We start from the raw sequence: 24,185 nt of genomic DNA on the forward strand, positions 1-24,185 counted from the left end.
AGCAGCGCCGCGCACCAGGGCGGCGCCAGGCGACAGGAAGGTGCTGGGCGCGCTCAGAGCCTCTCAGGCGGCCGTGGCGGGCTGCAGGGCGCGCTAGTCGCGCGCAGGGCTACCTAGCCAAAATCAAAATACCGCTTTAAATGGCGACATGGCTTTGACACCACTGATTTACGCCGGAAATAGACTGGTCCTCGCGAGCGGAACGGTCGTTTCTGCTGGATTCGAACCCGTTAAGATATTTCCGTTTGCGCCAACCAGCGGATATTCGGTTGAGCTGGTCTTTGAAGACAATCAGCTGAAGCCTCCAGCCGTAAACGTCGAAGTGATTGGTCCTAATCACCTTCGGGGGATTGTCACAAACTTCAACAACCCGATCGGAATCGCCACGTCCTCTCCGCTTCACATTGCGACCAACAGTGACGGACACAAAATTCTTCTTCATCTAGCTTGCTATTTCATCGGCTCCGGTGACGCTGGCACGAGAATTTTGCACTATTCATTGTTGGACGGGGGCAATCCATGACGCCTGCCGACAAGGGCGATGTTGTTGGCCGCGACATCGTAACAACGCCTACGGAAAAAGAGATAAGCCACCCTCAGGTGACCGAAGGCAACCTCAGAATGAAATCGCAAGAGCTGGGGCTATTCGGAAAGTTTTTCGGGTCCCGAGAGCACGCGCCAGTCAACATCGCCGGCGCGTTGATTCTGCTGGGGCTGGCCGGGATGATGCTGGCTCCGTTCCTTCCGACTTCGAACGGCTTCAACGTGGGCGACATGGAGAAGGCGCTCGGGGCATTGATACTGGCCGCGCTGAGCTTCCTAGGCGGGTACTTGGGCGGGGGCGGCGGCACCAAATAGGCCAATCACCCGCCGCCGGCCGAGAAGCGTTCGAACGCGTCGAGGTCGATCAGCAGGCAATGCGTGGTGCTGCCGTTGATCTTGACCTTCCTTGCCGGCAGCACGATGCCCTTGGGCGCCTGTTTCAGCGCCGTGTACCAGCCGCCCTTGTGGAAGTCCGTGTCGGCGAAGATCCGCTGCAGCTTCGGCCCGCTGGCCGGCACGGCGAGGATTGCGCCGGCGTTCGGCAGGTCGGCGACCTTGCCGCGATCGAAGCAGCCGAGATTGACCAGCTCGAGCCGCTGGCGCGCGCCGTTGGCGTCCCAGCCGCCGGCGGCCGGGCCAAGCCGCAGCTGCTCGCACACGCCGCCGATCGTCGGCTTGACGCCATCGCGCCAGGCGTCGATTTCGCTCTGGAAAAGCGTGTCGATGCACTTGTGCCAATGGTCGAGGTTTTCGGTGCGGTCGATCGCCGTTGCCTGCGCGATCATGTCGCCAAGGTGGTTTGCGTCCGTCACCGGCAGGCCGATATCTTCCAGCACCGCCGGCCCCACCAGCAGATGCGCGGCCGCCAGCAGCGTGCCGAACGTGTCGATCGCGCGCGCCGACAATCCGCGCTCGCCAAGGATGGTCGCATAGTCGGGCAGCAGCACGTCCTGAAACTCGCGCCAGCCATCCATGATTTGCCGCAGGATCATGCGGCCGTCCGTCTCGGGTTTCAGCACCATGTCGCGGCCGCTTTTGCCCGGCCTTTCGAGCTGCGCAAGGTTGAGCATCGCCATGCGTGTCTTGTCCTGCGGCCCCATGGGCGGGGGAATGATCGCCGAGAAGAAGAACGAATTGCGCGCCGTGAAGGTGGTTGCCTCGTGATCCTGGCCGCCGCGGCTGATATCGCCGCCGGTATAGGCCACGCGGGCCAGCTCGATCACGCTTTCCGCCCTGGTCGAGCCCGGCTTAGATTCCAGCTCGTCAATCATGAACGGCAGCGAATCGGTCTTGGCGCGCTGGTATATGCCGGCGGCCGTGGTGTTGACCGACGTCGTGACGGCGCCGTTGAGCGCCGATTTCACCACTTCATGCAGGCGGCTCTTGCCGACGCCGGCGCCGCCGGTGGCAAAGATGATCGGCCGGGCTTTCAGCGCGCCGCCCATCAGCGCCGTGGCGATCCAGCCAAGCACCAACACCGGGTCGAGATAGGGCCGCTGCCAATTCCACGTTTGGAGATCTTCCAAGATCCGGCGCGCCGGGCTTTCCACGGCCGTCACCGGCTCGGCCCAAGGCTCGATCGTGCCGGCCTGCTTTGTGTAGAGGAAACCGTCATGCTGCGACGGCCGGGCCTGTTCCAGCCGCTTGCCGTCGACAATCCACAGCCAGCCGCCGGAATGCCACAGGAAGCGCCCATGGCTGTCCTGCCAGCCGCCACGGCCGCGATGCTGGGTGTTCGGATCAAAATCCGGCTTGCGCGCGGCCTCGTTGATGATCGCCATCATGCACTTGTCGCGCTCGACACGGTTGACCACGAGCTTTTCGACCATGGTTTCCGTCTCGGGGTCGAAAACCTTCTTCTTGCCGAAGCCGGGCCAGCTCCACATCAGCGTGTTGAGCCGGGGCGCGAAAAGATCGGTCAGCGCCGGCATGTCCCAGCGCTCGACCTTGCGCATGTGGCCGGTCGAGGAAATGCAATAGACGAAGCCTTCCGCGTCGCGGCCGACCACCTTCACCGGGCAGTCGGGCGGCATGGTGTCGAACGGCGCGCCTTCCCACTGGCCGGGATTGATGCCGTTGCGCGGCAGGTTTGGGTCGGGGTCGATCACGTTGAGCGCGTCGGCCTCGTCCTTGGCGCGCTTGGCGTCGGCGAATGCGGCGCGGATTGCTTTGGAACCGGTCTGTGTCTGCGCCTTCGCCATGATGCCTGTGCTGCTGAGAGGAAAAAGCCCGCCGGCTAGATGCGGTGGAGCCGGCGGGCAAGAACGCTAGGGGCTTGGGAGTGTCGGCCCTAGCGTGGTGAAAAGCCGGTCGCCGAGAATGGCGCGTCGGCCGGCTTCATGGCCTGTTCGCCCGGCCAACTGGCCGCCGGCGTGTCCGCAAAAGCCTTCGCCGCCGCCTCGGCCGCCTGCGCTTCCTCGAACTGGATGCCGGCGAGGCAGGCCGAATGGAACAGCGAAAGCACCAGGTCGTCGGCCGCGTTGGGGATGGTGCGCGGATAACGCTTCTTCATGGTCAGCTGGGTGAACATCGCCGCCGGCGGCGCGTCGCGATTGGCGCGCACGAAATCGGCCATGATGCCAGCTTCCTCGCGGTCAAACACATGCTCGAAATCGACGGCCAGGCCGCCGCACGCGAACAGGCGGCCGCCGCCGGCGACGGCGCGCGCCAGCTCGGCTAGATCGAACTGCCACGACTTTTCATAGCCTTCTTGACCTTCAGGCGCCGCAACTGCGCCTGCAGCTTGAGCCGAATCTTGTTCACCGGCGGTTCCTGCAACAGCTCCCTCGACTGCCGGCGCGCCCGTTTCCGCAGGCCCTGCACCGCCCTGATTTTCAGCGGAGGTGTCCAAAGCCACGCCATTCTGTGCACCGGCTCGATTTTCGTCTGCGGCGCCAGAAACGGTTTGGTTTGCAGGCTGCTGATTAGCTGCATTGCGGCTTCCTCTCTTGCGTCCCATCGATCAAACTCCCGCCGCCGCGCCGGCCTTCACAGCCAGCGGCACCACGTCCCAATCGTCGGCCAGCATGTCGGTCTGCGAGGCGAGCCACGGCACGACCTTGCCTTCGGCGTCCTTCATGTCGATGTGCGGCCGATAGGTGATTTCGGCGCCCATGCCGACGATCGACGCCAGCGGCTCGCGGTTCACCGTGAAGTTGGAGCCGGCGACGAGGAAAAGGAACATTCCCTTGCCGTTCCAGCCCGATCGGCTCACGCGCTTGCCTTCCTTGAGCGCGTCCAAGGCTTGTCCGAAATTCATCACTCTTCTCCTTTCGCCAGGTCGTTGAAGTCGTCGCCGACGTGGCTGGCTTCCACGACGACTGTCTTGCCGTGGCTTTCCAGCCCGGCGAGTGCGGTTTCGAATTGGCGCTGCGCCTGGGCGTTGCCGGTGTTGTTGTCGCGGGCGAACAGCACCCATTCGACGCAAGGCAGGTTGACCGGCGCATAGGCGATGTTGCCGAGGTCGCCGGCCGCCCACACGCGGGCCTCGGGAATGTTGACGGCGAAGGAAAGCGCTGTCTCGATGCCTTCGGCGATCACCAGCGGCGCCGGTTCTTCCGTCATCCAGAAGGCTTTGCCGCTTGGGCCGCGCGCCAGCTCGATCACGGCGCCCTTCTTTTCGCCGCGCATCAGCTTTGCGATGTCGACCGGGGCTTTCTTGGCCGTCACGGGATCGAGGAAGGTGACGTGGCAGCAGGTCACTACGCCATTCCATTGCCGCATTGCCGAATGCACGGCCGGAAACATCGGCCCGCGCGCGGCCTTGAACTTGCGGCCGCCGGCGTTGTCCCACTTCGCGCCGCGCCACCACTCGGTTGCCGGCGAAAACCGGAAGCAATATTTGCCGGCCAGCGCGTCGATCGGCACTTGGCGCGCCGCGAAATAGCGTTGCGCGTGGATCTCCGCGCCGCTGCCGGCGCCGAACTCGAACGTGCCGGACGGACAGTAGACGCCGCCGATTTCCTTTTCGCCCGGCTTGGCGAAATAGAGCGCGTCGCCGACTTCCAGCTTGTAGAGCCGGGCGCGCTCGGCCTTGTCGTCGCGCTCTTTCTGGCGCACGGCCTCGGCCTTGCGCAGGCTCTGCCGTTCCGCCGGCGTCATGGCGCGGATGCCGAGGAAGTCGCGGCCCCACGCCAGCGCGCCCTTGATGTCGGTGCGCTGGATATACTCGACCAGTTTCAGCACATCGCCCTTGGCGCCCGAGCGGTAGCAACGCCACGCGCCAAGGTCGCCATTGCGAATGCGAACTTTCAGCGCCGGCAGGCGGCCGGGCGCCTGGTCGTTCTCGACCGGGTTCCAAGCCACCCACAAACCGCCTTCTGGCTTGCCGTCCGGCAGCAGCTTTTCGCAGACCGATTCTATGCGGTCGATCAGGCCGGACTTGATGATGTCCAGATCGCCGTTCACAGCAGCCGCCCCAGCTCGCCGGCGATATCGGCCAGCGTCGCGGCCGCCGGCGGCCGCCGCTCGGCGCGGACCTGCGCCAAGGTCAGCACCGGTTCCCGGTATGCCTTCGCCTTCTCGATCAGCTGCGCCGCGCGATGTTCCTTCGGGAGATCCACGCAGCCGCCGAAGCGCAACCAATCATCCGGCTTTGCCAGCAGCTGGCGCGACTTCGGTATCCACATGAAGGCAGGATCGGCCGTGCGCGGCGCGACCTTGTGCCAGATGAGCCAGCAATAGGCCGTGGCGCTCTTGCCATCGATCACCCAGCGGCCGCGATGCATCGGCACGCGCTCGATGAACTGCGCGATCAGGTGCGGCGGGTTTGAGCGGTAGAGGTCGCTATAGCGCCCCTCGCCTTCCAGAAAGGCGGTGCGGACCAGCATGGCGACGCCGCGCCGAGCTATCGCCAGCGCGCGCAGCACGAATTCCGGCCCGAGGTTGAACGGCGGATTGGTGATGATCCAGTCGCGCGGTGCGAAGCGCTCGTCGGGGTGCAGGAAGTCGGCGATCCCGCCGAAGCCGTAGCCGAAAATGTCGGTCGCCGTGACGGTCGGGAAATACTCCCGCAGCGCCAGCGCCATATGCCCTTCGCCGCAGGCCGGGTCGGCCGCCATCAGCGGAAACAGGCCGGTGTTGGTGTCGACCGGCTCGAAGCGCGGCAGCACATGCACGCAAAGCGCGCGCGTTGACCAAGGCGGCGTCGGAAAGAAATCCAGACTGTCGGCCGGCTCGATGCGCCGCGCCATGACGGCCGTGCTTTCGACGCGGCTGTTCATCACACCATCCCCAGCGCGGCTTTGTAGAGGTCGAGGATGATTTCCGCTTCCTGCCGCTCGGCGGTGTCCATCTTGCGCAGCTTGACGATGGTGCGGATGGCCTTGGTGTCGAAACCGTTGCCCTTGGCCTCGGCGTAGAGGTCGGCCAGGTCGCGACCCAAATCGTCGCGCTCGGCATGAACGCGCTCGATCCGCTCGACAATGCTGCGCAGCTGGCCGGCGGCGACCGTCTGGCTGGTGTCGCTGATTTCGCCCGTGGTCACGAAAGTACCTCCTCGATCTGCCGCAAGATGCGGTCCAACTGCTTGTCGTTGTCGCGGGCGTCCTCGACTTCGCGCACGGCGGCGCTGACGGCCGCCTTGGTGACGCCGGCGGCGCGGCCGACATCGGCGCCGCGAAATCCGAGCATTTGCGTTGCGATCCAGAAGGCGAGCTGCCGGGCCTCGGCCGCCTTCATCCAGTCCGGGTCCATCGTGGCTTTGCGGGCCGGGTCCGACGCCAGCACCTTCTTGGCGTCGGCGCCGATCAGCCCCGCGGCATGGACGAGGCACATCTTGAAGGCGGCGTGCGGCCCGAGCGTCCCGGCCTCTTGGCCGAAGGACAGGCGGAAGCGGTTGAGCGCGACCGTGAGCTTGGCGATCGTGGACGCTTCGGCAGGCGTTCCGCGTCCCTTGGCGAGGATATAGCCGCGGGGCGTGATGCCGGCGGCCGCGCAGAGCTTGTCAATCGGGATCTTCATCTGGACCCGTCTCTGTTCGATTGTCGAGATATCCAGCGTCTCCGCCATCAAAATCCCCCTGGCGTTGCAAAGCCCCCGCCGCGCACGAGACGCGGAACAGCACAGCGACGGCGGCGGATAGGTATCGGGCAAGGCCCGGCGTGGTGAGCGCCCGGCGATCGCCGGACAGGCAGGCTTCGGCGAGCGTCAGCGCATCGGCGAAGGAAAATTCAAGCTCGGGCGTGGCGACCCTGTCGCCGTCGAGGATCGAGGCGACGGCGACCTTTTCGCCGCCGTCGATCACACCGGCCACGCGACGGGCACCCACGCCTTGCCTGGCGAGGTCGCGAACGTCGACATAGACGGTGAGCGCGCGCATCAGCGGCCGGCCTGATGCGCGGCGAAGGCCAGCGGCGAAATGCTGCTGGACAGCTGGTAGTGCGAGGCGCGCAGCTTGTCGCGCACGGTGCCGGTCTTTACCAGGCCCTTGAGCGTGTCGACCATCACCTTTTCGCGGACGGTTTCTTCCGCAACCGCGCGCATGTAGGCCATAGCCGCCGGCGACGGCCCCTTAAACAGTGCTTCCATCGGCTTTCTCCTGTTCGAGCTGTTCCAGCGCCTGCGAAAGCTTCCGCAGCGTCTTGGTGTTGGGTTCGGTTTTGCTGCTGGCGGAGCGGCGCCACGTCTCGCCGTCGACGCCTGCCCGCTCATAGATCGCCTTGCGCGTTAGGCCGGCCGCGACGCGGCGCCGGTCAATTTCCTGAAAGCTCATCATTGATTGCGAATCACCCGTGTGCTTTAAGTGCGGAACTGTCCCGCATTTGTGCGGCACGTCAAGGTGTAGCTGTGTATAGGAGTGCCGCATCCACTGCCGCTAACTTGCGGGTCATGGTGACCCCCAAGGAACAGCAGCTGGTCTGGGTTCGCGCCGTGATGGCGCACCTGGGCATTTCGGCTAATGAGCTTGCCAACCGCGCCAAGATGGCGCCTTCCACCATTCAGAAGCCGCTCAACGATCCCGAATGGCCGCACATCCTCTCCGGCCGGACCATGGCGAAGATTGCCGAGGTCGCGGGGCTGCAGCCGTTGGAGTTCCCGCCCCGTAGCGGTGGCGGCTTCGGCGAGCCGGAAGCGACGCCGTTCGTGTTCAACAAGGAGGCCGACGCGATCGGGTCCAACCTCGACCGCGCTGTGCGCGAGCTATGCCGCGGCCGCAACGGCCGCGATCCGTGGGTGATGCGCTCGCGCGTGCTGGAAATGAGCGGGATCTTGCCCGGCGATATCCTGATTGTGGACATGAACCTGCAGCCGCGTCCCAAGGACATCGTCTGCGCGCAGCTCTATCAATGGCAGCTCGGCAAGGCGGAAACCGTGTTCCGCGTCTATGAGCCGCCCTATCTGCTGACCAATTCCGGCACCACTAGCAAGCCGGTGCCGGTCGACGACCAGGACGTTGTCATCAAGGGCGTTGTCGACGGGCTTGTGCGCCCCCGGCAATAGCATTTGACAGACTTCATGAACTTGCGGGACCGCCCGCATTTGACAGACTTCATGAAGTCGCGGCCTTCCGGCAGTTGACAGAATTCATGAAGCGCGCGCATCGCGCCATTTGACAGACTTCATGAAGTCAGGACCGCTTATTCTTCATCGCCGCGATAGTGGTCGAGCATGGCAAACGCGGTCCACTTCTCGGCCTGAAAGGTGACCAGGCCGGCATAGATGAACACCGCGACGGCAGTTGCCCCCGCGATCTTCGGCCGCGCCTGCGCCCCCGCCAGGCCATAGGCAATGTAGCCGAGCCAGCCGCTGACCAGCAGCGCGCCGACCGCCCAAAACTGACCGATCAGCGCACCGAGAAGATGAGCCGGTCCGTCGATCAGAAACATGATTATTACTCCCCAGCCACGCCCTCGATGCCGCATTGTTCCATGCGAATCGTGGCGCAGGCCAGCGCGACCCCTGCGGGCCGACAAGCACTATTCTGCGGTACAGGATTGACGATACCGCATAAATGCGGGATAGGATTCGCGACTCACGGGGTCGCACATGCTCACCGACGAAACCGCACCGCTAGAAGAAGTTGCACAGGCGATCGGCCGCCCGGCCGCATGGCTCAAGCGCAACTGGCTCAAGCTGCATCAGCGTGAAGGCTTCCCCCGCAAGATCCCGACCGGCGATGTCTGGCCGCGTCGAGCTGTTGAAGTGTGGCTGCGTTCGGCCGGGCAGATCGCGCCCGCGCCATTGCCCGCTAACCAGAACGGGCAGAGCGGCGACGCCATCGCGGCCGCCGCCGCTGCCCTGCGCCAACGCTACGGAGTGAACACATGAACTTCATGCAACCGCCGGGACAGGTGGACCCGCGCGACCTGACCAGCGGTCAGCTCGCCGCCCTGCGCCTGGTCAAGGAATATCGCCTGTCGCGCGTCAAGAACGGCTGGCGCGCGCCGGGCTCGCCGCTGGTCACGCTGGCAACCATGCAGATCCTCGGCGCCAAGCGCCTGGTCATCCGCCGCGACGTCCACGGCAAGCCGCGCATTGAGGTCACCGGCACCGGGCTTAACACGCTGTCGGTCGCCGAAGGCCGCTCGAGGAAATCGGCATGATCGAGGGGCTGCTTGTCCTCGCCGCCGCCGTCGCCGGCGTCATCCAGATCGCTTGCCTGCTGCACGAGAGCAAGCAGCCACGTCGCGCCGGTTTCGAGGTTCGCCATGATGATTGACACCGCCTACACCCTGCTCGCCGGCTTCCTCGCCGGCTTCACCTGCGGCGCGGCCGCCGCCTGCGCCATCGTCTACACCGCGACCAACGCCCTGCGAAAGCACGGCGCCGACTGATACCACCGCCGTCCGTGAGAGCTTGCCCCCCATGCGACACGGACGGCCGGCCCGGCGGGACGAGGACCACCCCCCACCTCGATCCGCCGGGCCAGATTTCGAGAACTGCCCCTTTTAACACGAGAGTATGGGGCAAACCTGCCGGGTGGCCGTGAATGGCACCCGGCGATTTTTTTTGACAAGGCCGCGCGCGCGATTCACCCTCGCGCGCGAAGCATCAACGGAGCCACCCGATGCCGATCAACATCAAGCATGTGTCATGGCGCGACGGCCGGCCGCGCTTCCAGCCGTCGAAGACGCTGCGCGAAGCCGGCTACACCGGCAAGGATCTTCGCCACGAGGACGGCCGTTGGTTCAGCCGCGGCGAAGCCGTCGACTGGTCGGACGCTTTCAGCAAGCAGCTGGTGAAGACCAAGCCGAAGGCCGCGCCTGGTGTGCCGGCACCGGCGACGGTAAAGGTGCAGTTCTACAGCGTCGGCCAGCTATTCGAGGATTGGTACAGGTCGGCCAAGTTCGAGCAGCCGCAGGATGAAGCCGAGCTGCAGCGGCAGGTGGCGGCCGGCATCATCTATGCGCCGAAGACCATCCGCGACTATCACCAGAAGGCCCGTGTCATCGCCGATTTCGATCCGACGCTTTACGCCTCGCCGGTCGACGCGCTGTCTCAGCCTGTCCTGTACGGCCTCTATGAGCAGCTGGTGAAGGCGCGCGGGATCTCCACCGCGCGCGGCGCCGTCGCCACGCTGTCGGTGGCGCTGGGCTGGGGCAAGCGGCGCGGCAAATTCACCTTCCGCGAAAACCTGGGCGTCAACCCGGCGCAGGATCTGCAGATGGCAACGCCACCGCCGCGCATCCGCTTCGGCACCCGCCTTGAGGTCGAGACGCTGATTGCGGTTGCCGATCACCTGCAATGGTTCGAGGTCGGCGACATGACCATGCTTGGCGTGTGGACCGGCCAGCGCCAGCGCGATCGGCTGGACTTGGAGGATCGCGGCCTGCTGAACGGCCGCCGCATCTTCCGCCAGTCCAAGACCGGCGCCGTGGTGGCGGTGCGCGAGGCGCCCGAGCTGGAACGCCGGCTTGTCGCCAGCCAGGAGCGCCGCCGCGCGGCCCGAGCCGAGGCCCTGCTTGCCGCGCAGACACCAGAGGAACGCACCGCGATCGAGCGTCGCTTTGCCCGCGTCATCCTCAATGAGCGGTTCGACAAGCGCTTCAACAAATGCCTGTGGCAGACCTATCAGGGACAGGTCTACAGTCACCGCTTTGCCGAGGTCCGCGATTATGCCGTTAAGGGAATACGCCACGAGAACGGCGTTGACTGGATCGTCAAGCCCTGCCCGTCGCTTGCCGACTTCCTCGAACCGGACCTGCGCGACACGGCCGTGACCTGGCTGGCGCTGGCAGGCTCTACCGTCCCCGAGATCTGCGCCATCACCGGCCATTCGCTGGCGAGCGCCACGCGTGTCCTGAAACACTATCTGGCGGTGCATCCCGAAATGGCCGACTCGGCAATCAGGAAGATGGTCGAGTGGTACGACGCCGGCGGCGAAACGGAGATAGGGCTGTAGTCAGTCGCTGAGGAACGGGGTGTTATAAACGCGCGCGTCGCTCACTCTCACGTCAACTTCGATATTCAATCTGACTTCCTTTGGCCCAGCTTCTGGCTTTGTCAGCAGGCGTTCGGTCGTAATGGAGAGTTTCGTCAAAAACGAATCGTCTTCCATTAGGCAAAACATCGGCTCTTCAATCGGGACATAACCTTGCATTTGCTCTTTATATTGCGGCATTGAAAGTGCGTCTAGCAACGTCTTTATTCTGTTATCCAAGTCTCCACCTTGATACACCTTTCCCGGTGGTTCTTTTCTTAAGAAGATTATATTTATCGCACAGTTAAGAGCAAATGTGTCTCTCACAAATGGCCTAAAGCTGCAACCAAACCTCTCAATTGGATCGGTGAGATCTATTTCGCCTTCCTCTGGCGTCTTTTTTCGATATCGGATTTCTTCCTTGTGATAGCCATCAACACTCATGAATGGTTGCTTAGGATTAATGACAACCCCGTGCCTGGCGCGTTTTAAGGCTGGATGGGTTTCCCACAGCTCTTTGAGTTGAGGATGAAAGTGCGTTCGAAGCTCCCATTTGTGCGCTGACTTCTTGGAACCGTTTCCAGCGGAGGCAAGTTCGCCATCATAGGTGAGGGTAAATCGCATACCAGTGTTCCTTAGCGCGAGGGCACAATGCCCTAGAAACCACCACTTGACGACTCTGTCGGCCGCGCCATCCTCACGCCATGGCGCAGGACATTGACATAGGCGACGAGATCACGCTTGAAATCACCATCGTGAAGCTGCTGGACGGCGGCCGCGCCAGCGTTCAGATCGCCGGCTATGACTTCCCTTTTTCCATGGCCGTGCCGCCAAAGTCGAAGCCCGGCGATCATCTGGAAATCACGCGCGAGGCCATGCGGGTGGACGACGACCTTGGCACCGTCACTGTGTCGATCGGCCAGCCAGTGACCGTCCGGCAGGCATCGGTCGGCGTCACCAAGGCCCTGCCACGCAAGAAGCAGTTGCGCGACAAACCGTCATGACGAACCGCTAAATTCCTGTTTAGGTTTCGGCGGTGTTGAAAGAGCGCTGCGAAGCGCGTCGTCGCGCCGTTTCTCGACTTAAATAGGGTGATGAGGCCATGGCTTGGGTTATTATGAATGAGGACGACAAGGCCATACTACAGGAGATCGAAGCTCAGACCGATAGGGCATCGGCATTGATCGCTGTGGCGTATCTCGAACAACGGCTGCTCGCCGCCATAAAATCTCGCACAAATAGAGATGATGACCTGGAAGGGCGCTTATACAAGGGAAGTGGGGCCTTGGCCGCGTTTTCGACCAAAATTGATCTGGCCTATTTGCTTGGCGTAATCGATCAAAGTGCACGCAAGACATTCCACCAAATCCGCGACATACGAAATGACTTCGCGCACGATTCAAAGCCTCTTTCGTTTACCACCCAATCGATCCACGACAGGTGCAAGAACCTGCGGTTTAGCGTAAAATTCTCTATGAGAAACAAGACCACTGGACAGCAAGTTGAATTTGCATTGCAGGAGTCCGATAACCCGCGAACAAGCTTCTTAAACGCGGTCAAATATCTCCTTTTTCTTTGCGATATGGAGCTACGACAGCTTCCACCTCGGGTGCCAGCTCCACCGGTTGTCCAGATAGGACAGGACGTGGATGTTCCAGCAACGATAACTAGGCACGGATGACGACTACGTCTGGCGGCTCCGGCCTATCTCACAAGCAGCAGAAAACGGCTATGTCCCGTATTAGGAAAATTTTCCTTGACTGCTTGACGGCGCCGGCGAGCGGAACGAAATCGGAACGATGGACCCGCTTTTTGATGCCGTCCCCGGCAAAGCCTATTACGCGATTAGCTTCCGCGATATCCCGCCGCAATACATCGTAGGCGGCCGCTGCCTGCTATGCGCGCATATTGGTCCGGTTGATCGGCACCGCATCGAAAAGCGCTGGGGCGATGGCGAGCAGTTGCGCCATGTCGGCCGGCATCTGCGCTGCCTCGCCTGTGGCAACCGGGTGCGCAATCACTTCACGGTCATAGGCTGCTACCTGACAGTGCTTCTAGCGAGTTCATGAGGGATTGAGATTTCGTTTAGGCCGACGGCGCCGTCCCCGCTCTGCACACCAATCCCCAATAGATTTCCTAATGGTCGATCACGGTTGATCACTTCCCGTTTACACGCCGCGACATTGCCGCAAAGTCGTTGACGCGGCCGGCAGCCCCCACCAGCCGAGAGGCAACCGAGGAAATCACCAACTATGGAGAGCATTCGACCGATCGCAGATCTGATCGACCATCACCTTGCGGAGATGGACGGCCTGGTTACGGCCCTCATCTTCATTTCTGAGAATGTGGAAGACCACCAACACGAGCTGATGCGCCACGCTTCCGTCAGCCTGGCGTACATCGTGCACGATAAAATCAAGGCGGCAAACCGCCAAGTGTCACGACTGGTGCAGGCAGCAGCGAACGCGGCATAGGCATCGACAACCCCCGTGCGACTTTTTCCGAATGTCGCACGGGGTCGCAAAAAAGTCGCACGTTCCGCCTCTGTTCCAAGAGGCCTGCCGGTAAGTGCTTGAAGTTTCATATGAAACTGTGGTGAGCGCGTCGGGGTTCGAACCCGAGACCTACTGATTAAAAGTCAGTTGCTCTACCGGCTGAGCTACGCGCTCCCGCGGGCTCGAAACGCCGCCCTCGAAATTGCGCGGAACATAGGGAGAGTGCCGCGACCGGTCAACCGGAAAAAGACGGGCTTCCAAGGCGGATTTTTTCAACGGATTCGAAGCGACGTCGAGAGTGCTTGCGAGCGGCTTACGATGCCTGCGCCAATGGCCCGGCGCCGGATCACTTCAGAAATCCCTACAATAACAATGGGCTGATGCCGAAATGGGGAACCATTGCAACCCCGACCCGTTTCGCCAAACAGGACATTCCTTCAACCCTCGAGGAGAAGAGTAATGAACAAGATCGCATCGGGCCTGCTGGCCACCGCGCTCTCGGCGTCATTCATCGCGGCGGAGATGGTGCCGGTTAACGCTCAGCCAAACTATGTGCCGCAACCCCAGGCCATGTCGGATGTCCAGACCGTGCAGTATCAGGATTGGAGAAGACACCGCAGCTTCAACCGGGATTTCTTGCGCGGTGATGGCGCCGTCTACTGGAACGGCCATCGCGGCTATCGCGAATATCGCCACGGCTATCGCCGTCATGGCGACTACTGGTTCCCGCTGGCTGCTTTCGCCACCGGCGCTCTGATCACCGGCGCTATCGTCAACAGCGAGAACAGTCGCGTCCATCGCGGCGATGCGCATGTGCAGTGGTGCTATGACCGCTACCGCTCGTATCGCGCCTCGGACAACACATTCCAGCCCAACAACGGCCCGCGTCGGCAGTGCGTGTCGCCGTACTGACGGCCTCCAGTCAGTACCCAGGGTCGTTGACCGGGCCCGCGCCTCGAGAGGCGCGGGCTCTCTCGTTTCGGCTCGGCTGAACCGCCAGAGCAATTCCAGGAAAGGTATGAGCGGTTTTGCGCCCGCAACGCGTAAAAACAAATAGATAGCGATCAGTTCGCCCATCTGATGCTTTTGAAAACCAGGTACAGCGCTCCACCTTCGCCACGCGGTGATCGGTAGGCTGCTAGTGCGTTGCACACCCGCACCATGGCCCCGGTCAGTTCCCAACCAAGAGCCTCCAGGTCGCCGTTCGCATCGACCTAGGCCTGTGCCAAGTCACCTATGCCCTTTTCCTCGCCGAAGGCCCGAACCAACTTGGCATCGCCGAGAAGATTGCCAGGCAGGTTCGAATTGGCCCATGCCCACAGCCAGTTGCCAGCCTTGGCGCTGGTGGAACCCGAGATCTGGATTTCAGAGACGACCTTGACGCCGGCCGTGTCGGAGAACGACAAGGTTCCGGCCGTCAGGTCGTAGTCGTAACGCGACCAACGACCGAGGCGGAAATCCTTCTCCAGGCGCGCGTTCTTGGCGGTAAGTTCCTCAAACGCCTCATCGCGCCAAGCAGGATACCAATCCGGTTGCATTCTCCCCCGATCCAGTGATCGTTACTGCGTACTCAGCGTCCTGCGCACCGCGTCGCGCCAGCCGGCGAGCTTAGCCCCGCGCGTAGCGGCATCCATCTCCGGCTTGAAGCGCCGTTCCAGCGCCCAGCTCCTGGCGAAATCCTTCGCTTTCGGCCATACGCCGGCTTTCGAACCCGCGAGCCACGCCGCACCCAGGGCGGTCGTCTCAAGGATGGTAGGACGATCCACAGGCGCGTCGAGAATGTCGGCCAGCCGCTGCATGGTCCAGTCGGAGGCCACCATGCCGCCGTCGACCCGAAGCACTGTCTTGGCCGAGGCGCCCTTCCAGTCCTTGCGCATGGCGTCGAGTAGGTCGCGCGTCTGAAAGGCGACGGATTCAAGCGCCGCGCGCGCGACCTCGGCCGGGCCTGAATTGCGCGTCAGGCCGAAGATGGCGCCGCGCGCTTCCGCGTCCCAATGCGGCGCGCCGAGGCCGACAAAGGCCGGCACCAGGTAGACTTGTTGCGCCGGATCGGCGGCCGCAGCGAGCGCACCGCTTTGCTCAGCCTTGCCGATCACCTTGATGCCGTCCCGTAGCCATTGCACGGCGGCGCCCGCGATGAAGATCGAGCCTTCCAGCGCGTAGGTGGTCTTGCCGTTCAACCGGTAGGCGATCGTAGTCAGAAGCCGGTTCCTCGAGCGCACTAGATCGGCGCCGGTGTTGAGCAGCGCGAAGCAACCGGTACCGTAGGTCGATTTCATCATGCCGGGCTCAAAACAGGCCTGACCGATGGTCGCCGCATGCTGGTCGCCGGCGACACCGAGGATTCGCATCTCGGGCCCGAAAAGGCTCTTCTCGGTAACGCCGAAATTGTCGGCGCAATCCTTCACCTCCGGCAAAATCGCGGCTGGGATATTCAGGATGGAGAGCAGCTCCTCGTCCCAGACATTCTTCTCGATGTTGTAGACGAGCGTGCGCGAGGCGTTTGTCGCGTCGGTCGCGTGCATCTTGCCGCCGGTCAGCCGCCAGATCAGGAAACTATCTATGGTCCCGGCGAGCAGTTCGCCCTTCTCGGCTCGCTTCCTGGCCCCTTTCACCTTGTCCAGCATCCAGGCGATCTTGGTGCCGGAGAAATAGGGATCGAGCAGCAGGCCGGTCTTCTTCGTGAATTTCTTCTCCAGCCCCTGCTTCTTCAACTTCTGGCAGAGCGGCGCCGTGCGCCGGTCCTGCCAGACAATCGCATTGTGGATCGGCTTGCCGGTCGCCTTGTCCCAGATCACGACCGTCTCGCGCTGGTTGGTGATGCCGATGGCGGCCACGTCGGACGCCGCGCGGCCGGCGGTCTTCAGCGCCGCTTTCACCGTGGCGAGAACGCTCGTCCAGATATCTTCCGGGTCGTGCTCGACCCAGCCCGAGGCCGGATAATGCTGCGTGAATTCCTGCTGGCCAGTGCCGGCGACTTTCATCTTGTCATCGAACAGAATCGCCCGGGTCGATGTCGTTCCCTGGTCGATCGCCAGCACAAAACCGCTCATTCCGTTCCTCCACTACTCATGGAACAGGGGAGACGGCCAAGCCGCCTCCCCTGCATTTCCTACACAGGCCCGCGGGCCTGCGTCATGCAGCTACTTCTGCCAGCTCTTCACCAGCTCGTCGTAGTTGACGGTGATCGGCTTGTCCTTTTCGTTCTCGACCTTCAGCTGCGGCGCAAGGTTGCCCTTCGAGACGGCATCCTTGTTCCAGTATTCGAGATCGTGCTCCTCGGCCATCTTCGGTCCGATATCGCCCTGGACGCCGGATTTCTCGAGACGGGAGAGCACTTTCTCCTGGTCGGCGCAGAGCGAGTCCATCGCTTCCTGCGGGGTCTTCGCGCCGGACGACGCATCGCCGATGTTCTGCCACCAGAGCTGCGCCAGCTTCGGATAGTCCGGCACGTTGGTGCCGGTCGGGGTCCACTGCACGCGCGCCGGCGAGCGGTAGAACTCGATCAGGCCGCCGAGCTTCGGCGCCCGCTCGGTGAAGCTCTTGTCGTGGATGGTGGAGTCGCGGACGAAGGTCAGGCCGACCTGGCTCTTCTTCACGTCGACCGTTTTCGACACCACGAACTGCGCATAGAGCCACGCGGCCTTGGCGCGATCCGTCGGGGTCGACTTCAGCAGCGTCCACGAACCGGCGTCCTGGTAGCCGAGCTTCATGCCGTCCTTCCAATAGACGCCATGCGGCGACGGCGCGACGCGCCATTTCGGCGTGCCGTCCTCGTTCACGACCGGCAGGCCGGGCTTGGCCATGTCGGCTGTGAAGGCCGTGTACCAGAAGATCTGCTGAGCGATGTTGCCCTGCGAGGGAACCGGACCCGATTCGGAGAAGGTCATGCCCTGCGCTTCCGGCGGCGCGTAGGCCTTCAGCCAGTCGAGATACTTCTGGATGGCATAGACCGAGGCTGGGGCGTTCGTGTCGCCGCCGCGCGCGGAGCACGATCCGACAGGGCGCGAATTTTCGTCAACCTTGATGCCCCATTCGTCGACCGGCTTGCCGTTCGGGATGCCCTTGTCGCCATTGCCTGCCATGGAGAGCCAGGCATCGGTGAACCGCCAGCCGAGCGACGGGTCCTTCTTGCCGTAGTCCATGTGGCCGTAGACCTTCTTGCCGCCGATCTCGCGGCCGGTGAAGAACTGGGCGATGTCCTCATAGGCCGACCAGTTGACTGGCACGCCGAGGTCGTAGCCATACTTGGCTTTGAAGTCGGCCTTGTTCTTCTCGTCGTTGAACCAGTCGTAGCGGAACCAGTAGAGGTTGGCGAATTGCTGGTCGGGCAGCTGGTAGAGCTTGCCGTCCGGCGCGGTGGTGAACGACTTGCCGATGAAGTCGTCGACGTCGAGCATCGGATCGGTGACGTCCTTGCCCTCGCCGGCCATCCAGTCGGTCAGGTTACGCGCCTGCTGATAGCGCCAGTGCGTGCCGATGAGATCCGAGTCGTTGACCCAGCCGTCATAGAGGTTCTGCCCGGTCTGCATCTGGGTCTGGATCTTCTCGACGACGTCTCCTTCCTGGATGACGTCATGCGTGACCTTGATGCCGGTGATGGCGGTGAAGGCCGGCGCAAGCACCTGGGATTCATACTGGTGCGTGGTCAGCGTTTCCGACACGACCTTGATTTCCATGCCGGCGAACGGCTTGGCCGCGTCGACGAACCACTGCATTTCCTTTTCTTGGTCGGCGCGCGAAAGCGTCGACAATGGGCCTATCTCCTTGTCGAGAAAGGCTTTTGCCTCGTCCATCCCGGCGTAGGCGTGCCCGGCGCCGAGCAAAAGGACGAGGGCTGTCGTTGATGTTAGGAATTGCCGTCGCATGTGTCTCCTCCAGCGTTAGGTTGTAAAGTTCGATCCGGGGTGGCCGCCAGCACGCGGCCGCTCCGACTTTTCTCCCTCTATACGTATCGGAACACGCCAATGGCGTAGACCACGGAGAGAGCGAGAGCCCACCACAGGTTGGGTCCAACCAGACCCAGCCAAGCGAGATGGATGAAGGCGCTGCCGAGCAGCGAAACGAAGAGGCGGTCGCCGCGCGTCGTCTCGAAGCGCAGCAGGCCGACGCGCGGATTGCCGCCGGGCGAGACATATTCCCAAAAGCCCATGCCGCAGAGCATCAGCAAAATGACAATGAAGAAGGCGGCTGTCGGCCACGTCCACGCCATCCAGGAGAAGTCGAGGTTCATGGCTTAGACCCTCCCCAGGGCGAAGCCCTTGGCGATATAGTTGCGGACGAACCAGATCACGAGTGCGCCGGGGATCAGCGTCAGCACGCCGGCGGCGGCAAGCAGTCCCCAGTCCATGCCGGCGGCCGAGACAGTGCGGGTCATGGTGGCGGCGATCGGCTTGGCGTCTGTCGTGGTCAGCGTGCGCGCGATCAGCAGTTCCACCCACGAGAACATGAAGCAGAAGAAACAGGCGACCCCGATGCCGCTCGCGATCAGCGGCATGAAGATTTTCACGAAGAAGCGCGGGAAAGAATAGCCGTCGATATAGGCGGTCTCGTCGATCTCCTTCGGCACGCCGGACATGAAGCCCTCAAGGATCCACACCGCCAGGGGCACGTTGAACAGGCAGTGGGCGAGCGCCACCGCGATATGCGTGTCGATGAGGCCGAAGGCCGAATAGAGCTGGAAGAACGGCAGCGCGAACACCGCCGGCGGCGCCATGCGGTTGGTGAGCAGCCAGAAGAACAGATGCTTGTCGCCGAGGAAGCGGTAGCGCGAGAAGGCGTAGGCAGCCGGCAGTGCCACCGCCACCGATATCACCATGTTCATCACCACATAGGTGATCGAATTGATGTAGCCGGAATACCAGGACGCGTCGGTGAAGATGATCCTGTAATTGCGCAGCGTCGGCTGGTGCGGAAAGAGCGTCAGCGACGACACGATCTCCTGGTTGGTCTTGAAGCTCATATTGATGAGCCAGTAGATCGGCAGGAGCAGCACGATGATGTAGAGCGTCGGCACGATCCACCACCAGCGCGATTCCTCGCCACGGCGGCGCATCAGCTTCGCCACCTCGTCCTGCGACAGCGCGCTGCCCACTTCGGTGACAGCCGCTTCGCTCACGCGCGTCGTCTCGTTGGCGCTCGCCATCTGTCAGCGCTCCGCGTCGTAGTTGGTCATCACGGTGTAGAACACCCACGACAACAACAGGATGATAAGGAAGTAGACCAGCGACATGGCCGCTGCCGGTCCGAGGTCGAACTGGCCGAGTGCCGTCTTCACCAGGTCGATCGACAGGAAGGTCGTCGAATTGCCGGGGCCGCCGCCGGTGACCACGAAGGGCTCGGTGTAGATCATGAACGAGTCCATGAAGCGCAGCAGCACGGCGATCAAAAGCACGCGCTGCATCTTCGGCAGCTGGATGTAGCGGAACACCGCCCAGCGCGAGGCGCCGTCGATCTTGGCCGCCTGGTAGAAGGCATCCGGAATGGAAACCAGCCCGGCATAGCAGAGCAGAACGACCAGGCTGGTCCAGTGCCAGACATCCATGACGATGACAGTGACCCAGGCGTCGAACGGGTCCTGGACATAGTTGTAGTCGATGCCGAGCGCGTTGATGTAGTAGCCGAGCAGGCCGATGTCGTTGCGGCCGAACACCTGCCAGATCGTGCCGACGACATTCCACGGCACCAGCAGCGGCAGCGCCATCAGCACCAGGCAGACAGGCACGCCCCAGCCCTTCTTCGGCATGTTGAGCGCGATGAAGATGCCGAGAGGCACTTCGATCGCCAGGATGATGAAGGAGAAGATCAGATTGCGCACCATCGCTTCCCAGAAGCGGTCGGAGTGCAGCAATTCCTCGAACCATTCGGTGCCGGCCCAGAAGAAGACGTTGTTGCCGAACGTGTCCTGCACCGAATAATTGACCACGGTCATCAGCGGGATGACGGCCGAGAAGGCCACCAGCACCAGAACCGGCAGGACAAGGAACCAGGCCTTGTTGTTCCAGGTCTTGTCCATCTAGGCCCCCATCTCGACGCGCCAGGAATCGGCATAGATGTTGATGCCGGCCGGATCGAAGCGGACTTTCGGCTCGGCAGGCACCTCGTCGTCCTCGCCGATCACCGCGGCGATCTCTCTGCCTTCCAGGTTGGCGCGCACGACCTTGTGGCGGCCGACGTCCTCGATCTTGGAGACCTGCACCGCCATGCCTTCGCGGCCGAGCCGCACATATTCTGGACGGATGCCGAGCTCGACGGCGCTGGCTTCCGCCTTTGGCACGCCCGGAAGCTCGATGCGCTGCGCGCCGAGCTTCGCCGTCCTGCCTTCCAGCGCGACCGGCAGCACGTTCATGCCAGGCGAGCCGATGAAATAGCCGACGAATGTGTGGCGCGGCCGCTCGAAGAGTTCGGCCGGCGTGCCGATCTGCACGATCTCGCCGTCATACATGACCACGACGCGGTCGGCGAAAGTCAGCGCTTCGGTCTGGTCATGCGTGACATAGACCATGGTGTAGCCGAAGCGGCGATGCAGTTGCTTCAACTGCGAGCGCAGCACCCACTTCATGTGCGGGTCGATCACCGTCAACGGCTCGTCGAACAGGATGGCATTGACATCAGAGCGCACCAGGCCGCGCCCAAGCGAAATCTTCTGCTTCTGGTCGGCGGTGAGCCCGCGCGCCTTCTTCTTCGCCAGCGAAGCGAGATCGATCATGTCGAGCGTCTCACGCACCTTGCGGTCGACGTCCGCCTCCGGCACGCGGCGGTTGCGCAGCGGGAAGGCCAGATTTTCGTAGACGGTCATGGTGTCGTAGATGACCGGGAACTGGAACACCTGCGCGATGTTGCGCTCTTGCGTCGACAGATTGGTGATGTCCCGGCCGTTGAACAAAAGCTGGCCGTGCGAGGGATGCAGCAGTCCCGAAATGATGTTGAGCAAGGTGGTCTTGCCGCAGCCCGATGGCCCAAGCAGAGCATAGGCGCCGCCGTCCTCGAAGGTGTGATGCACTTCCTTCAGCGCGAAATCCGAATCCTTCCGTGGATTGGGCAGGTAGGAGTGGCGGATATGATTGACGTCGATGCGCGCCATCTGATCCTCCTCAGGCCGCAAGCTTCGACGCCGACACGGCGCGGCCGTTCTGGTCAAACACCATGATGTGGCGCGGGTCGATGAACACCTCGACTTCGTCGTCCGTCTCGAAATCGAGAATGCCATGCGCAAGCATGACCCAGCGCGCATCGGCGAAGTCGAGATGGACAAAGCTTTCCGAGCCGGTGATCTCGGTGATGGTGACCTTGGCGCGCACCGGCACGGCGCTAGCGTTCGGCCGCTCCAGCGACAGATTATGCGGTTGGAATCCGATCGCGTAGCTGGCGTCCGCAATGCCGTTGAGCTCCGGCGGCACCGGCAGCTTGACGCCGCCTTCAAGCAGGAAGTCCGAGCCCTTCTTGGAGAGCACGATGGTGTTGAGCGGCGGGTCGGCGAAGGTCCTTGCCGTCACCAGGTCGACAGGCTTGCGGAACACTTCGACGGTCGGGCCGAATTGCGTGACGCGGCCCTCCGAGAGCGTCGCCGTATTGCCGCCGAGCAGCAGCGCCTCGTGCGGCTCGGTGGTGGCATAGACGAAGATCGTGCCCGCGGCGGCGAAGATCTTCGGCAATTCGGCGCGCAATTCCTCGCGTAATTTGTAGTCGAGATTGGCGAGAGGCTCGTCGAGCAGCACCAGGCTGGCGTTCTTGACAATGGCGCGGGCAAGCGCCGTGCGCTGCTGCTGACCGCCCGAGAGGTTGAGCGGTGTGCGGTCGAGATAAGGCGTGAGCTTGAGCAGCGCGGCGGCATTGCGCACTTCCTTGTCGATCCTTGCCTGGTCGACGCCTGCAACCCTAAGTGGTGAGGCGATATTCTCGTAAACCGTCATCGCCGGGTAGTTGATAAACTGCTGGTAGACCATGGCGACGTTGCGCTTCTGCACCGGCTGTCCGGTGACGTCCTTGCCGTCGAACCAGACCGAGCCGGACGTCGGCGCGTCGAGACCCGCCATCAGCCGCATGAGGCTGGTCTTGCCGGAAAGCGTCGGTCCCAGCAGAACATTCAGCGAGCCGTGCCGAAGCGTCAGCGACACGTCGCGGATATGCTCCTGCGCACCGATCGTCTTCGTCACGTTCCTCAGTTCCAGCATCACGCCTCCTCCCGGGCCTTGCGCTTCAGCGGTCCATCGTCATTCCGCCGCCGCGACGTGACGGGTGCTCAGTCCTCGCATGAATTCTTCCAATGCCGCCGTCTGCTCGCGGCTGAAATGCAGGCCACGCTTGGTGCGGCGCCACAGCACGTCCTCGGCGGTGACCGCCCATTCGTTCTCGGCGAGATAGCGAACCTCCACTTCGAAAAGATCGGCGCCGAAATTGCGGCCGAGATCGGCATTCGACTTGGCGAGCCCGAGCAGCTTCTCAGCCCGCGTGCCGTAGAGCCGCGTGAACCGGCGCGCCAGCCTCTGGTCAAGGAACGGATAGGCCTTTTTCAGCCTGGCGACCTGCGCGTCGAAACCGGTGGCCGGAAAATCACCGCCCGGCAGTGGCGCGTCATGCGTCCAAGGCTTGCCGCGCTTGTCCAAAAAGCCCTCGATCTTCTCAAGCATCGATTCCGCCAGCCGGCGGAAAGTCGTGATCTTGCCGCCGAAGGCGTTGAGAAGCGGGGCAACGCCCTCCCCGCCATCGGCCTTCAGCACATAATCGCGCGTCGCTTCCTGCGCCTTGGAGGCGCCGTCGTCATAGAGCGGGCGCACCGCCGAATAGGTCCAGACGATGTCGGATCGCTTCACGGCGACCGCGAAATATTCGCTTGCCGCGGCGCATAGGTAGTCGATCTCGGCGTCGGAGATCTTCACATCGTGCGGGTCGCCGGGATAATCGCGGTCGGTCGTCCCGATCAGCGTGAATTCTTCCTCGTAGGGGATGGCGAAGATGATGCGGCCATCCTTGTTCTGGAAGAAATAGGCGCGCGGATCGTCGAACTTCTTGGCGACGACGATGTGGCTGCCTTGCACCAGGCGGACATTGTGGACTTCGTTCTGGCCGACGGCTGTCTGCAGAACGTGATCGACCCAAGGACCGGCGGCGTTGACGAGAAGCCGCGCGCGAACCTCCTCGGTGTCGCCGGTAAGCACGTTCTGCACCTTGACAGTCCAGGTCGGACCGTCGCGACGCGCGCTGACGACCTTGGTGCGGGTACGGATGATGGCGCCCCGGTCGGCGGCATCACGAGCGTTCAGCGCCACCAGGCGAGCGTCATTGACCCAGCCATCCGAATATTCGAAAGCCTTGCGGAACAGTGGCTTCAGCGGTTTGCCGGCCGGATCCCTCGCCATGTCCAGCGTCTTCGTCGCTGGCAGCAGTTTGCGCCCGCCGATGTGATCGTAAAGGAGCAGCCCGAGCCGGATCAGCCAGGCGGGCCTCAGGCCCTTGGCGTAAGGCAGAACGAAGCGCATCGGCCAGATGATGTGCGGCGCGTTCTTCCAAAGGACCTCGCGCTCCATCAGCGCTTCGCGCACCAGCCGGAACTCGTAGAATTCGAGATAGCGAAGGCCGCCATGGATCAGCTTGGTCGAGCCGGAGGACGTCCCGCTCGCCAGATCGTTCATCTCAGCAAGGTAAACCGAAAATCCGCGGCCAACAGCGTCGCGGGCGATGCCGCAGCCATTGATGCCGCCTCCGATGACGAAAATGTCATGGATCGGGGATGCGTCCAAGGGGTCCTCCAGCGATTTCGCATTGCACCATTTTTGTGTTTTACGAAA

General features: G+C 62.7%; 34 protein-coding genes and 1 tRNA gene. 12 read left to right on the plus strand and 23 right to left on the minus strand.

The genetic code is table 11. The annotated features are described in order from the left end of the window. The first annotated feature begins 148 nt into the window (after positions 1–148). The gene (locus P9272_RS13715; protein ID WP_278160952.1) at positions 149–523 is read left to right on the plus strand and encodes a DUF6864 domain-containing function; all 375 of its coding nucleotides are present in this window, start codon (positions 149–151) and stop codon (positions 521–523) included. Next, positions 520–858, plus strand: coding sequence for a hypothetical protein (locus P9272_RS13720; protein ID WP_278160953.1), 339 nt, complete (start codon positions 520–522; stop codon positions 856–858). The genes P9272_RS13715 and P9272_RS13720 overlap by 4 nt, the downstream gene beginning before the upstream one ends. 5 nt (positions 859–863) lie before the next feature. Here the strand turns inward: P9272_RS13720 and P9272_RS13725 are convergent, their stop codons facing one another. The 11 genes from P9272_RS13725 to P9272_RS13775 all read right to left on the minus strand — a co-directional run bounded on the left by P9272_RS13725 (position 864) and on the right by P9272_RS13775 (position 7,255). Then, the gene (locus tag P9272_RS13725) at positions 864–2,744 is read right to left on the minus strand and encodes a hypothetical protein (RefSeq protein WP_278160955.1); all 1,881 of its coding nucleotides are present in this window, start codon (positions 2,742–2,744) and stop codon (positions 864–866) included. 89 nt (positions 2,745–2,833) lie between these two features. After that, positions 2,834–3,118 carry a hypothetical protein gene (locus P9272_RS13730; RefSeq protein WP_278160956.1) on the minus strand — a complete coding sequence of 95 codons (285 nt, stop codon included), beginning with the start codon at positions 3,116–3,118 and terminating at the stop codon, positions 2,834–2,836. A gap of 101 nt (positions 3,119–3,219) precedes the next feature. Next, a complete protein-coding gene (locus P9272_RS13735) occupies positions 3,220–3,477 on the minus strand; it encodes a hypothetical protein (protein ID WP_278160957.1) in 258 nt (85 codons plus the stop codon). A 28-nt stretch (positions 3,478–3,505) separates the two neighbouring features. Then, positions 3,506–3,802 (minus strand): DUF2829 domain-containing protein, encoded by a 297-nt coding sequence (locus P9272_RS13740; RefSeq protein WP_278160958.1) that lies wholly within the window; start codon positions 3,800–3,802, stop codon positions 3,506–3,508. Further along, positions 3,802–4,950: a toprim domain-containing protein gene (locus P9272_RS13745; RefSeq protein WP_278160959.1), complete on the minus strand. Its 1,149-nt coding sequence runs from the start codon at positions 4,948–4,950 to the stop codon at positions 3,802–3,804. The genes P9272_RS13740 and P9272_RS13745 overlap by 1 nt, the downstream gene beginning before the upstream one ends. Continuing rightward, positions 4,947–5,765, minus strand: coding sequence for an SAM-dependent methyltransferase (locus P9272_RS13750; protein ID WP_278160960.1), 819 nt, complete (start codon positions 5,763–5,765; stop codon positions 4,947–4,949). Before P9272_RS13750 ends, P9272_RS13745 begins: the two co-directional genes overlap by 4 nt. Continuing rightward, entirely contained in the window at positions 5,765–6,028 is a 264-nt protein-coding gene (locus P9272_RS13755; protein ID WP_278160961.1) for a DUF2312 domain-containing protein, read from the minus strand. Before P9272_RS13755 ends, P9272_RS13750 begins: the two co-directional genes overlap by 1 nt. Next, a complete protein-coding gene (locus P9272_RS13760; protein WP_278160962.1) occupies positions 6,025–6,504 on the minus strand; it encodes a hypothetical protein in 480 nt (159 codons plus the stop codon). The genes P9272_RS13755 and P9272_RS13760 overlap by 4 nt, the downstream gene beginning before the upstream one ends. Further along, positions 6,488–6,862 carry a hypothetical protein gene (locus P9272_RS13765; RefSeq protein ID WP_278160963.1) on the minus strand — a complete coding sequence of 125 codons (375 nt, stop codon included), beginning with the start codon at positions 6,860–6,862 and terminating at the stop codon, positions 6,488–6,490. The genes P9272_RS13760 and P9272_RS13765 overlap by 17 nt, the downstream gene beginning before the upstream one ends. Beyond that, positions 6,862–7,071, minus strand: coding sequence for a hypothetical protein (locus P9272_RS13770; RefSeq protein WP_278160964.1), 210 nt, complete (start codon positions 7,069–7,071; stop codon positions 6,862–6,864). Before P9272_RS13770 ends, P9272_RS13765 begins: the two co-directional genes overlap by 1 nt. Next, the gene (locus P9272_RS13775) at positions 7,055–7,255 is read right to left on the minus strand and encodes a helix-turn-helix transcriptional regulator (RefSeq protein ID WP_278160965.1); all 201 of its coding nucleotides are present in this window, start codon (positions 7,253–7,255) and stop codon (positions 7,055–7,057) included. Before P9272_RS13775 ends, P9272_RS13770 begins: the two co-directional genes overlap by 17 nt. Positions 7,256–7,374: 119 nt before the next feature. Between P9272_RS13775 and P9272_RS13780 the strand changes: the two genes are divergently transcribed. Next, positions 7,375–7,983, plus strand: coding sequence for a helix-turn-helix domain-containing protein (locus P9272_RS13780; RefSeq protein ID WP_278160966.1), 609 nt, complete (start codon positions 7,375–7,377; stop codon positions 7,981–7,983). 137 nt (positions 7,984–8,120) lie between these two features. On the opposite strand, the gene P9272_RS13785 is transcribed toward P9272_RS13780, so the two are convergent. Further along, positions 8,121–8,369 (minus strand): hypothetical protein, encoded by a 249-nt coding sequence (locus tag P9272_RS13785; protein ID WP_278160967.1) that lies wholly within the window; start codon positions 8,367–8,369, stop codon positions 8,121–8,123. 160 nt (positions 8,370–8,529) lie between these two features. Here P9272_RS13785 and P9272_RS13790 point away from each other — a divergent pair, with 160 nt between their 5' ends. The 4 genes from P9272_RS13790 to P9272_RS13805 all read left to right on the plus strand — a co-directional run bounded on the left by P9272_RS13790 (position 8,530) and on the right by P9272_RS13805 (position 10,885). Beyond that, positions 8,530–8,811, plus strand: a complete 282-nt coding sequence (locus P9272_RS13790; protein WP_278160968.1) for a hypothetical protein — start codon at positions 8,530–8,532, stop codon at positions 8,809–8,811. Continuing rightward, positions 8,808–9,086 (plus strand): hypothetical protein, encoded by a 279-nt coding sequence (locus tag P9272_RS13795; protein WP_278160970.1) that lies wholly within the window; start codon positions 8,808–8,810, stop codon positions 9,084–9,086. The genes P9272_RS13790 and P9272_RS13795 overlap by 4 nt, the downstream gene beginning before the upstream one ends. A gap of 105 nt (positions 9,087–9,191) precedes the next feature. Continuing rightward, entirely contained in the window at positions 9,192–9,317 is a 126-nt protein-coding gene (locus P9272_RS13800; RefSeq protein ID WP_278160971.1) for a hypothetical protein, read from the plus strand. A gap of 233 nt (positions 9,318–9,550) precedes the next feature. Next, entirely contained in the window at positions 9,551–10,885 is a 1,335-nt protein-coding gene (locus P9272_RS13805) for a hypothetical protein (RefSeq protein WP_278160972.1), read from the plus strand. On the opposite strand, the gene P9272_RS13810 is transcribed toward P9272_RS13805, so the two are convergent. Then, positions 10,886–11,527, minus strand: a complete 642-nt coding sequence (locus tag P9272_RS13810) for a hypothetical protein (protein ID WP_278160973.1) — start codon at positions 11,525–11,527, stop codon at positions 10,886–10,888. An 80-nt stretch (positions 11,528–11,607) separates the two neighbouring features. Here P9272_RS13810 and P9272_RS13815 point away from each other — a divergent pair, with 80 nt between their 5' ends. From P9272_RS13815 to P9272_RS13830, 4 genes are all read left to right on the plus strand, one after another. Further along, positions 11,608–11,907 (plus strand): hypothetical protein, encoded by a 300-nt coding sequence (locus P9272_RS13815; RefSeq protein WP_278160974.1) that lies wholly within the window; start codon positions 11,608–11,610, stop codon positions 11,905–11,907. 98 nt (positions 11,908–12,005) lie between these two features. Next, positions 12,006–12,584 (plus strand): MltR family transcriptional regulator, encoded by a 579-nt coding sequence (locus P9272_RS13820; RefSeq protein WP_278160975.1) that lies wholly within the window; start codon positions 12,006–12,008, stop codon positions 12,582–12,584. 118 nt (positions 12,585–12,702) lie between these two features. Continuing rightward, positions 12,703–12,972: a hypothetical protein gene (locus P9272_RS13825; protein WP_278160976.1), complete on the plus strand. Its 270-nt coding sequence runs from the start codon at positions 12,703–12,705 to the stop codon at positions 12,970–12,972. 183 nt (positions 12,973–13,155) lie between these two features. Next, positions 13,156–13,377, plus strand: a complete 222-nt coding sequence (locus tag P9272_RS13830; RefSeq protein WP_278160977.1) for a hypothetical protein — start codon at positions 13,156–13,158, stop codon at positions 13,375–13,377. Positions 13,378–13,496: 119 nt separating this feature from the next. Here P9272_RS13830 and P9272_RS13835 read toward each other — a convergent pair. Then, a tRNA-Lys gene (locus tag P9272_RS13835) sits at positions 13,497–13,572 on the minus strand. 285 nt (positions 13,573–13,857) lie between these two features. Between P9272_RS13835 and P9272_RS13840 the strand changes: the two genes are divergently transcribed. Next, a complete protein-coding gene (locus P9272_RS13840; RefSeq protein WP_128259141.1) occupies positions 13,858–14,310 on the plus strand; it encodes a BA14K family protein in 453 nt (150 codons plus the stop codon). Positions 14,311–14,612: 302 nt separating this feature from the next. Here the strand turns inward: P9272_RS13840 and P9272_RS13845 are convergent, their stop codons facing one another. From P9272_RS13845 to glpD, 9 genes are all read right to left on the minus strand, one after another. Next, positions 14,613–14,936: a DUF6882 domain-containing protein gene (locus P9272_RS13845; protein ID WP_278160978.1), complete on the minus strand. Its 324-nt coding sequence runs from the start codon at positions 14,934–14,936 to the stop codon at positions 14,613–14,615. Between the two features lie 21 nt (positions 14,937–14,957). Next, positions 14,958–16,451, minus strand: a complete 1,494-nt coding sequence (glpK, locus tag P9272_RS13850; RefSeq protein WP_278160979.1) for a glycerol kinase GlpK — start codon at positions 16,449–16,451, stop codon at positions 14,958–14,960. A 90-nt stretch (positions 16,452–16,541) separates the two neighbouring features. After that, on the minus strand, positions 16,542–18,266 hold the full coding sequence (locus P9272_RS13855) for an ABC transporter substrate-binding protein (RefSeq protein WP_128259143.1): 1,725 nt from the start codon (positions 18,264–18,266) through the stop codon (positions 16,542–16,544). Between the two features lie 77 nt (positions 18,267–18,343). Next, positions 18,344–18,631 carry a DUF2160 domain-containing protein gene (locus P9272_RS13860; protein ID WP_128259144.1) on the minus strand — a complete coding sequence of 96 codons (288 nt, stop codon included), beginning with the start codon at positions 18,629–18,631 and terminating at the stop codon, positions 18,344–18,346. Between the two features lie 3 nt (positions 18,632–18,634). Next, positions 18,635–19,543 (minus strand): carbohydrate ABC transporter permease, encoded by a 909-nt coding sequence (locus P9272_RS13865; protein WP_128259145.1) that lies wholly within the window; start codon positions 19,541–19,543, stop codon positions 18,635–18,637. A 3-nt stretch (positions 19,544–19,546) separates the two neighbouring features. Then, positions 19,547–20,413 carry a sugar ABC transporter permease gene (locus P9272_RS13870; protein ID WP_128259146.1) on the minus strand — a complete coding sequence of 289 codons (867 nt, stop codon included), beginning with the start codon at positions 20,411–20,413 and terminating at the stop codon, positions 19,547–19,549. Then, entirely contained in the window at positions 20,414–21,481 is a 1,068-nt protein-coding gene (locus P9272_RS13875; protein ID WP_278160980.1) for an ABC transporter ATP-binding protein, read from the minus strand. A 10-nt stretch (positions 21,482–21,491) separates the two neighbouring features. Then, positions 21,492–22,571 (minus strand): ABC transporter ATP-binding protein, encoded by a 1,080-nt coding sequence (locus P9272_RS13880; protein ID WP_278160981.1) that lies wholly within the window; start codon positions 22,569–22,571, stop codon positions 21,492–21,494. 39 nt (positions 22,572–22,610) lie between these two features. Beyond that, the gene (glpD, locus tag P9272_RS13885) at positions 22,611–24,137 is read right to left on the minus strand and encodes a glycerol-3-phosphate dehydrogenase (protein ID WP_278160982.1); all 1,527 of its coding nucleotides are present in this window, start codon (positions 24,135–24,137) and stop codon (positions 22,611–22,613) included. Positions 24,138–24,185: the final 48 nt, after the last annotated feature.

It is taken from the genome of Mesorhizobium sp. WSM4976 (assembly GCF_029625685.1).
Lineage (GTDB): Bacteria > Pseudomonadota > Alphaproteobacteria > Rhizobiales > Rhizobiaceae > Mesorhizobium.

Coding starts and splice junctions, on each gene's coding strand:
- P9272_RS13715 (WP_278160952.1), top strand. CDS start 149: ATGGCTTTGACACCACTGATTTACGCCGGAAATAGACTGGTCCTCGCG.
- P9272_RS13720 (WP_278160953.1), top strand. CDS start 520: ATGACGCCTGCCGACAAGGGCGATGTTGTTGGCCGCGACATCGTAACA.
- P9272_RS13725 (WP_278160955.1), bottom strand. CDS start 2,744: ATGGCGAAGGCGCAGACACAGACCGGTTCCAAAGCAATCCGCGCCGCA.
- P9272_RS13730 (WP_278160956.1), bottom strand. CDS start 3,118: ATGGCCGATTTCGTGCGCGCCAATCGCGACGCGCCGCCGGCGGCGATG.
- P9272_RS13735 (WP_278160957.1), bottom strand. CDS start 3,477: ATGCAGCTAATCAGCAGCCTGCAAACCAAACCGTTTCTGGCGCCGCAG.
- P9272_RS13740 (WP_278160958.1), bottom strand. CDS start 3,802: ATGAATTTCGGACAAGCCTTGGACGCGCTCAAGGAAGGCAAGCGCGTG.
- P9272_RS13750 (WP_278160960.1), bottom strand. CDS start 5,765: ATGAACAGCCGCGTCGAAAGCACGGCCGTCATGGCGCGGCGCATCGAG.
- P9272_RS13760 (WP_278160962.1), bottom strand. CDS start 6,504: ATGAAGATCCCGATTGACAAGCTCTGCGCGGCCGCCGGCATCACGCCC.
- P9272_RS13765 (WP_278160963.1), bottom strand. CDS start 6,862: ATGCGCGCGCTCACCGTCTATGTCGACGTTCGCGACCTCGCCAGGCAA.
- P9272_RS13770 (WP_278160964.1), bottom strand. CDS start 7,071: ATGGAAGCACTGTTTAAGGGGCCGTCGCCGGCGGCTATGGCCTACATG.
- P9272_RS13775 (WP_278160965.1), bottom strand. CDS start 7,255: ATGAGCTTTCAGGAAATTGACCGGCGCCGCGTCGCGGCCGGCCTAACG.
- P9272_RS13785 (WP_278160967.1), bottom strand. CDS start 8,369: ATGTTTCTGATCGACGGACCGGCTCATCTTCTCGGTGCGCTGATCGGT.
- P9272_RS13790 (WP_278160968.1), top strand. CDS start 8,530: ATGCTCACCGACGAAACCGCACCGCTAGAAGAAGTTGCACAGGCGATC.
- P9272_RS13795 (WP_278160970.1), top strand. CDS start 8,808: ATGAACTTCATGCAACCGCCGGGACAGGTGGACCCGCGCGACCTGACC.
- P9272_RS13800 (WP_278160971.1), top strand. CDS start 9,192: ATGATGATTGACACCGCCTACACCCTGCTCGCCGGCTTCCTCGCCGGC.
- P9272_RS13805 (WP_278160972.1), top strand. CDS start 9,551: ATGCCGATCAACATCAAGCATGTGTCATGGCGCGACGGCCGGCCGCGC.
- P9272_RS13810 (WP_278160973.1), bottom strand. CDS start 11,527: ATGCGATTTACCCTCACCTATGATGGCGAACTTGCCTCCGCTGGAAAC.
- P9272_RS13815 (WP_278160974.1), top strand. CDS start 11,608: ATGGCGCAGGACATTGACATAGGCGACGAGATCACGCTTGAAATCACC.
- P9272_RS13820 (WP_278160975.1), top strand. CDS start 12,006: ATGGCTTGGGTTATTATGAATGAGGACGACAAGGCCATACTACAGGAG.
- P9272_RS13825 (WP_278160976.1), top strand. CDS start 12,703: ATGGACCCGCTTTTTGATGCCGTCCCCGGCAAAGCCTATTACGCGATT.
- P9272_RS13830 (WP_278160977.1), top strand. CDS start 13,156: ATGGAGAGCATTCGACCGATCGCAGATCTGATCGACCATCACCTTGCG.
- P9272_RS13840 (WP_128259141.1), top strand. CDS start 13,858: ATGAACAAGATCGCATCGGGCCTGCTGGCCACCGCGCTCTCGGCGTCA.
- P9272_RS13845 (WP_278160978.1), bottom strand. CDS start 14,936: ATGCAACCGGATTGGTATCCTGCTTGGCGCGATGAGGCGTTTGAGGAA.
- glpK (WP_278160979.1), bottom strand. CDS start 16,451: ATGAGCGGTTTTGTGCTGGCGATCGACCAGGGAACGACATCGACCCGG.
- P9272_RS13855 (WP_128259143.1), bottom strand. CDS start 18,266: ATGCGACGGCAATTCCTAACATCAACGACAGCCCTCGTCCTTTTGCTC.
- P9272_RS13860 (WP_128259144.1), bottom strand. CDS start 18,631: ATGAACCTCGACTTCTCCTGGATGGCGTGGACGTGGCCGACAGCCGCC.
- P9272_RS13865 (WP_128259145.1), bottom strand. CDS start 19,543: ATGGCGAGCGCCAACGAGACGACGCGCGTGAGCGAAGCGGCTGTCACC.
- P9272_RS13870 (WP_128259146.1), bottom strand. CDS start 20,413: ATGGACAAGACCTGGAACAACAAGGCCTGGTTCCTTGTCCTGCCGGTT.
- P9272_RS13875 (WP_278160980.1), bottom strand. CDS start 21,481: ATGGCGCGCATCGACGTCAATCATATCCGCCACTCCTACCTGCCCAAT.
- P9272_RS13880 (WP_278160981.1), bottom strand. CDS start 22,571: ATGCTGGAACTGAGGAACGTGACGAAGACGATCGGTGCGCAGGAGCAT.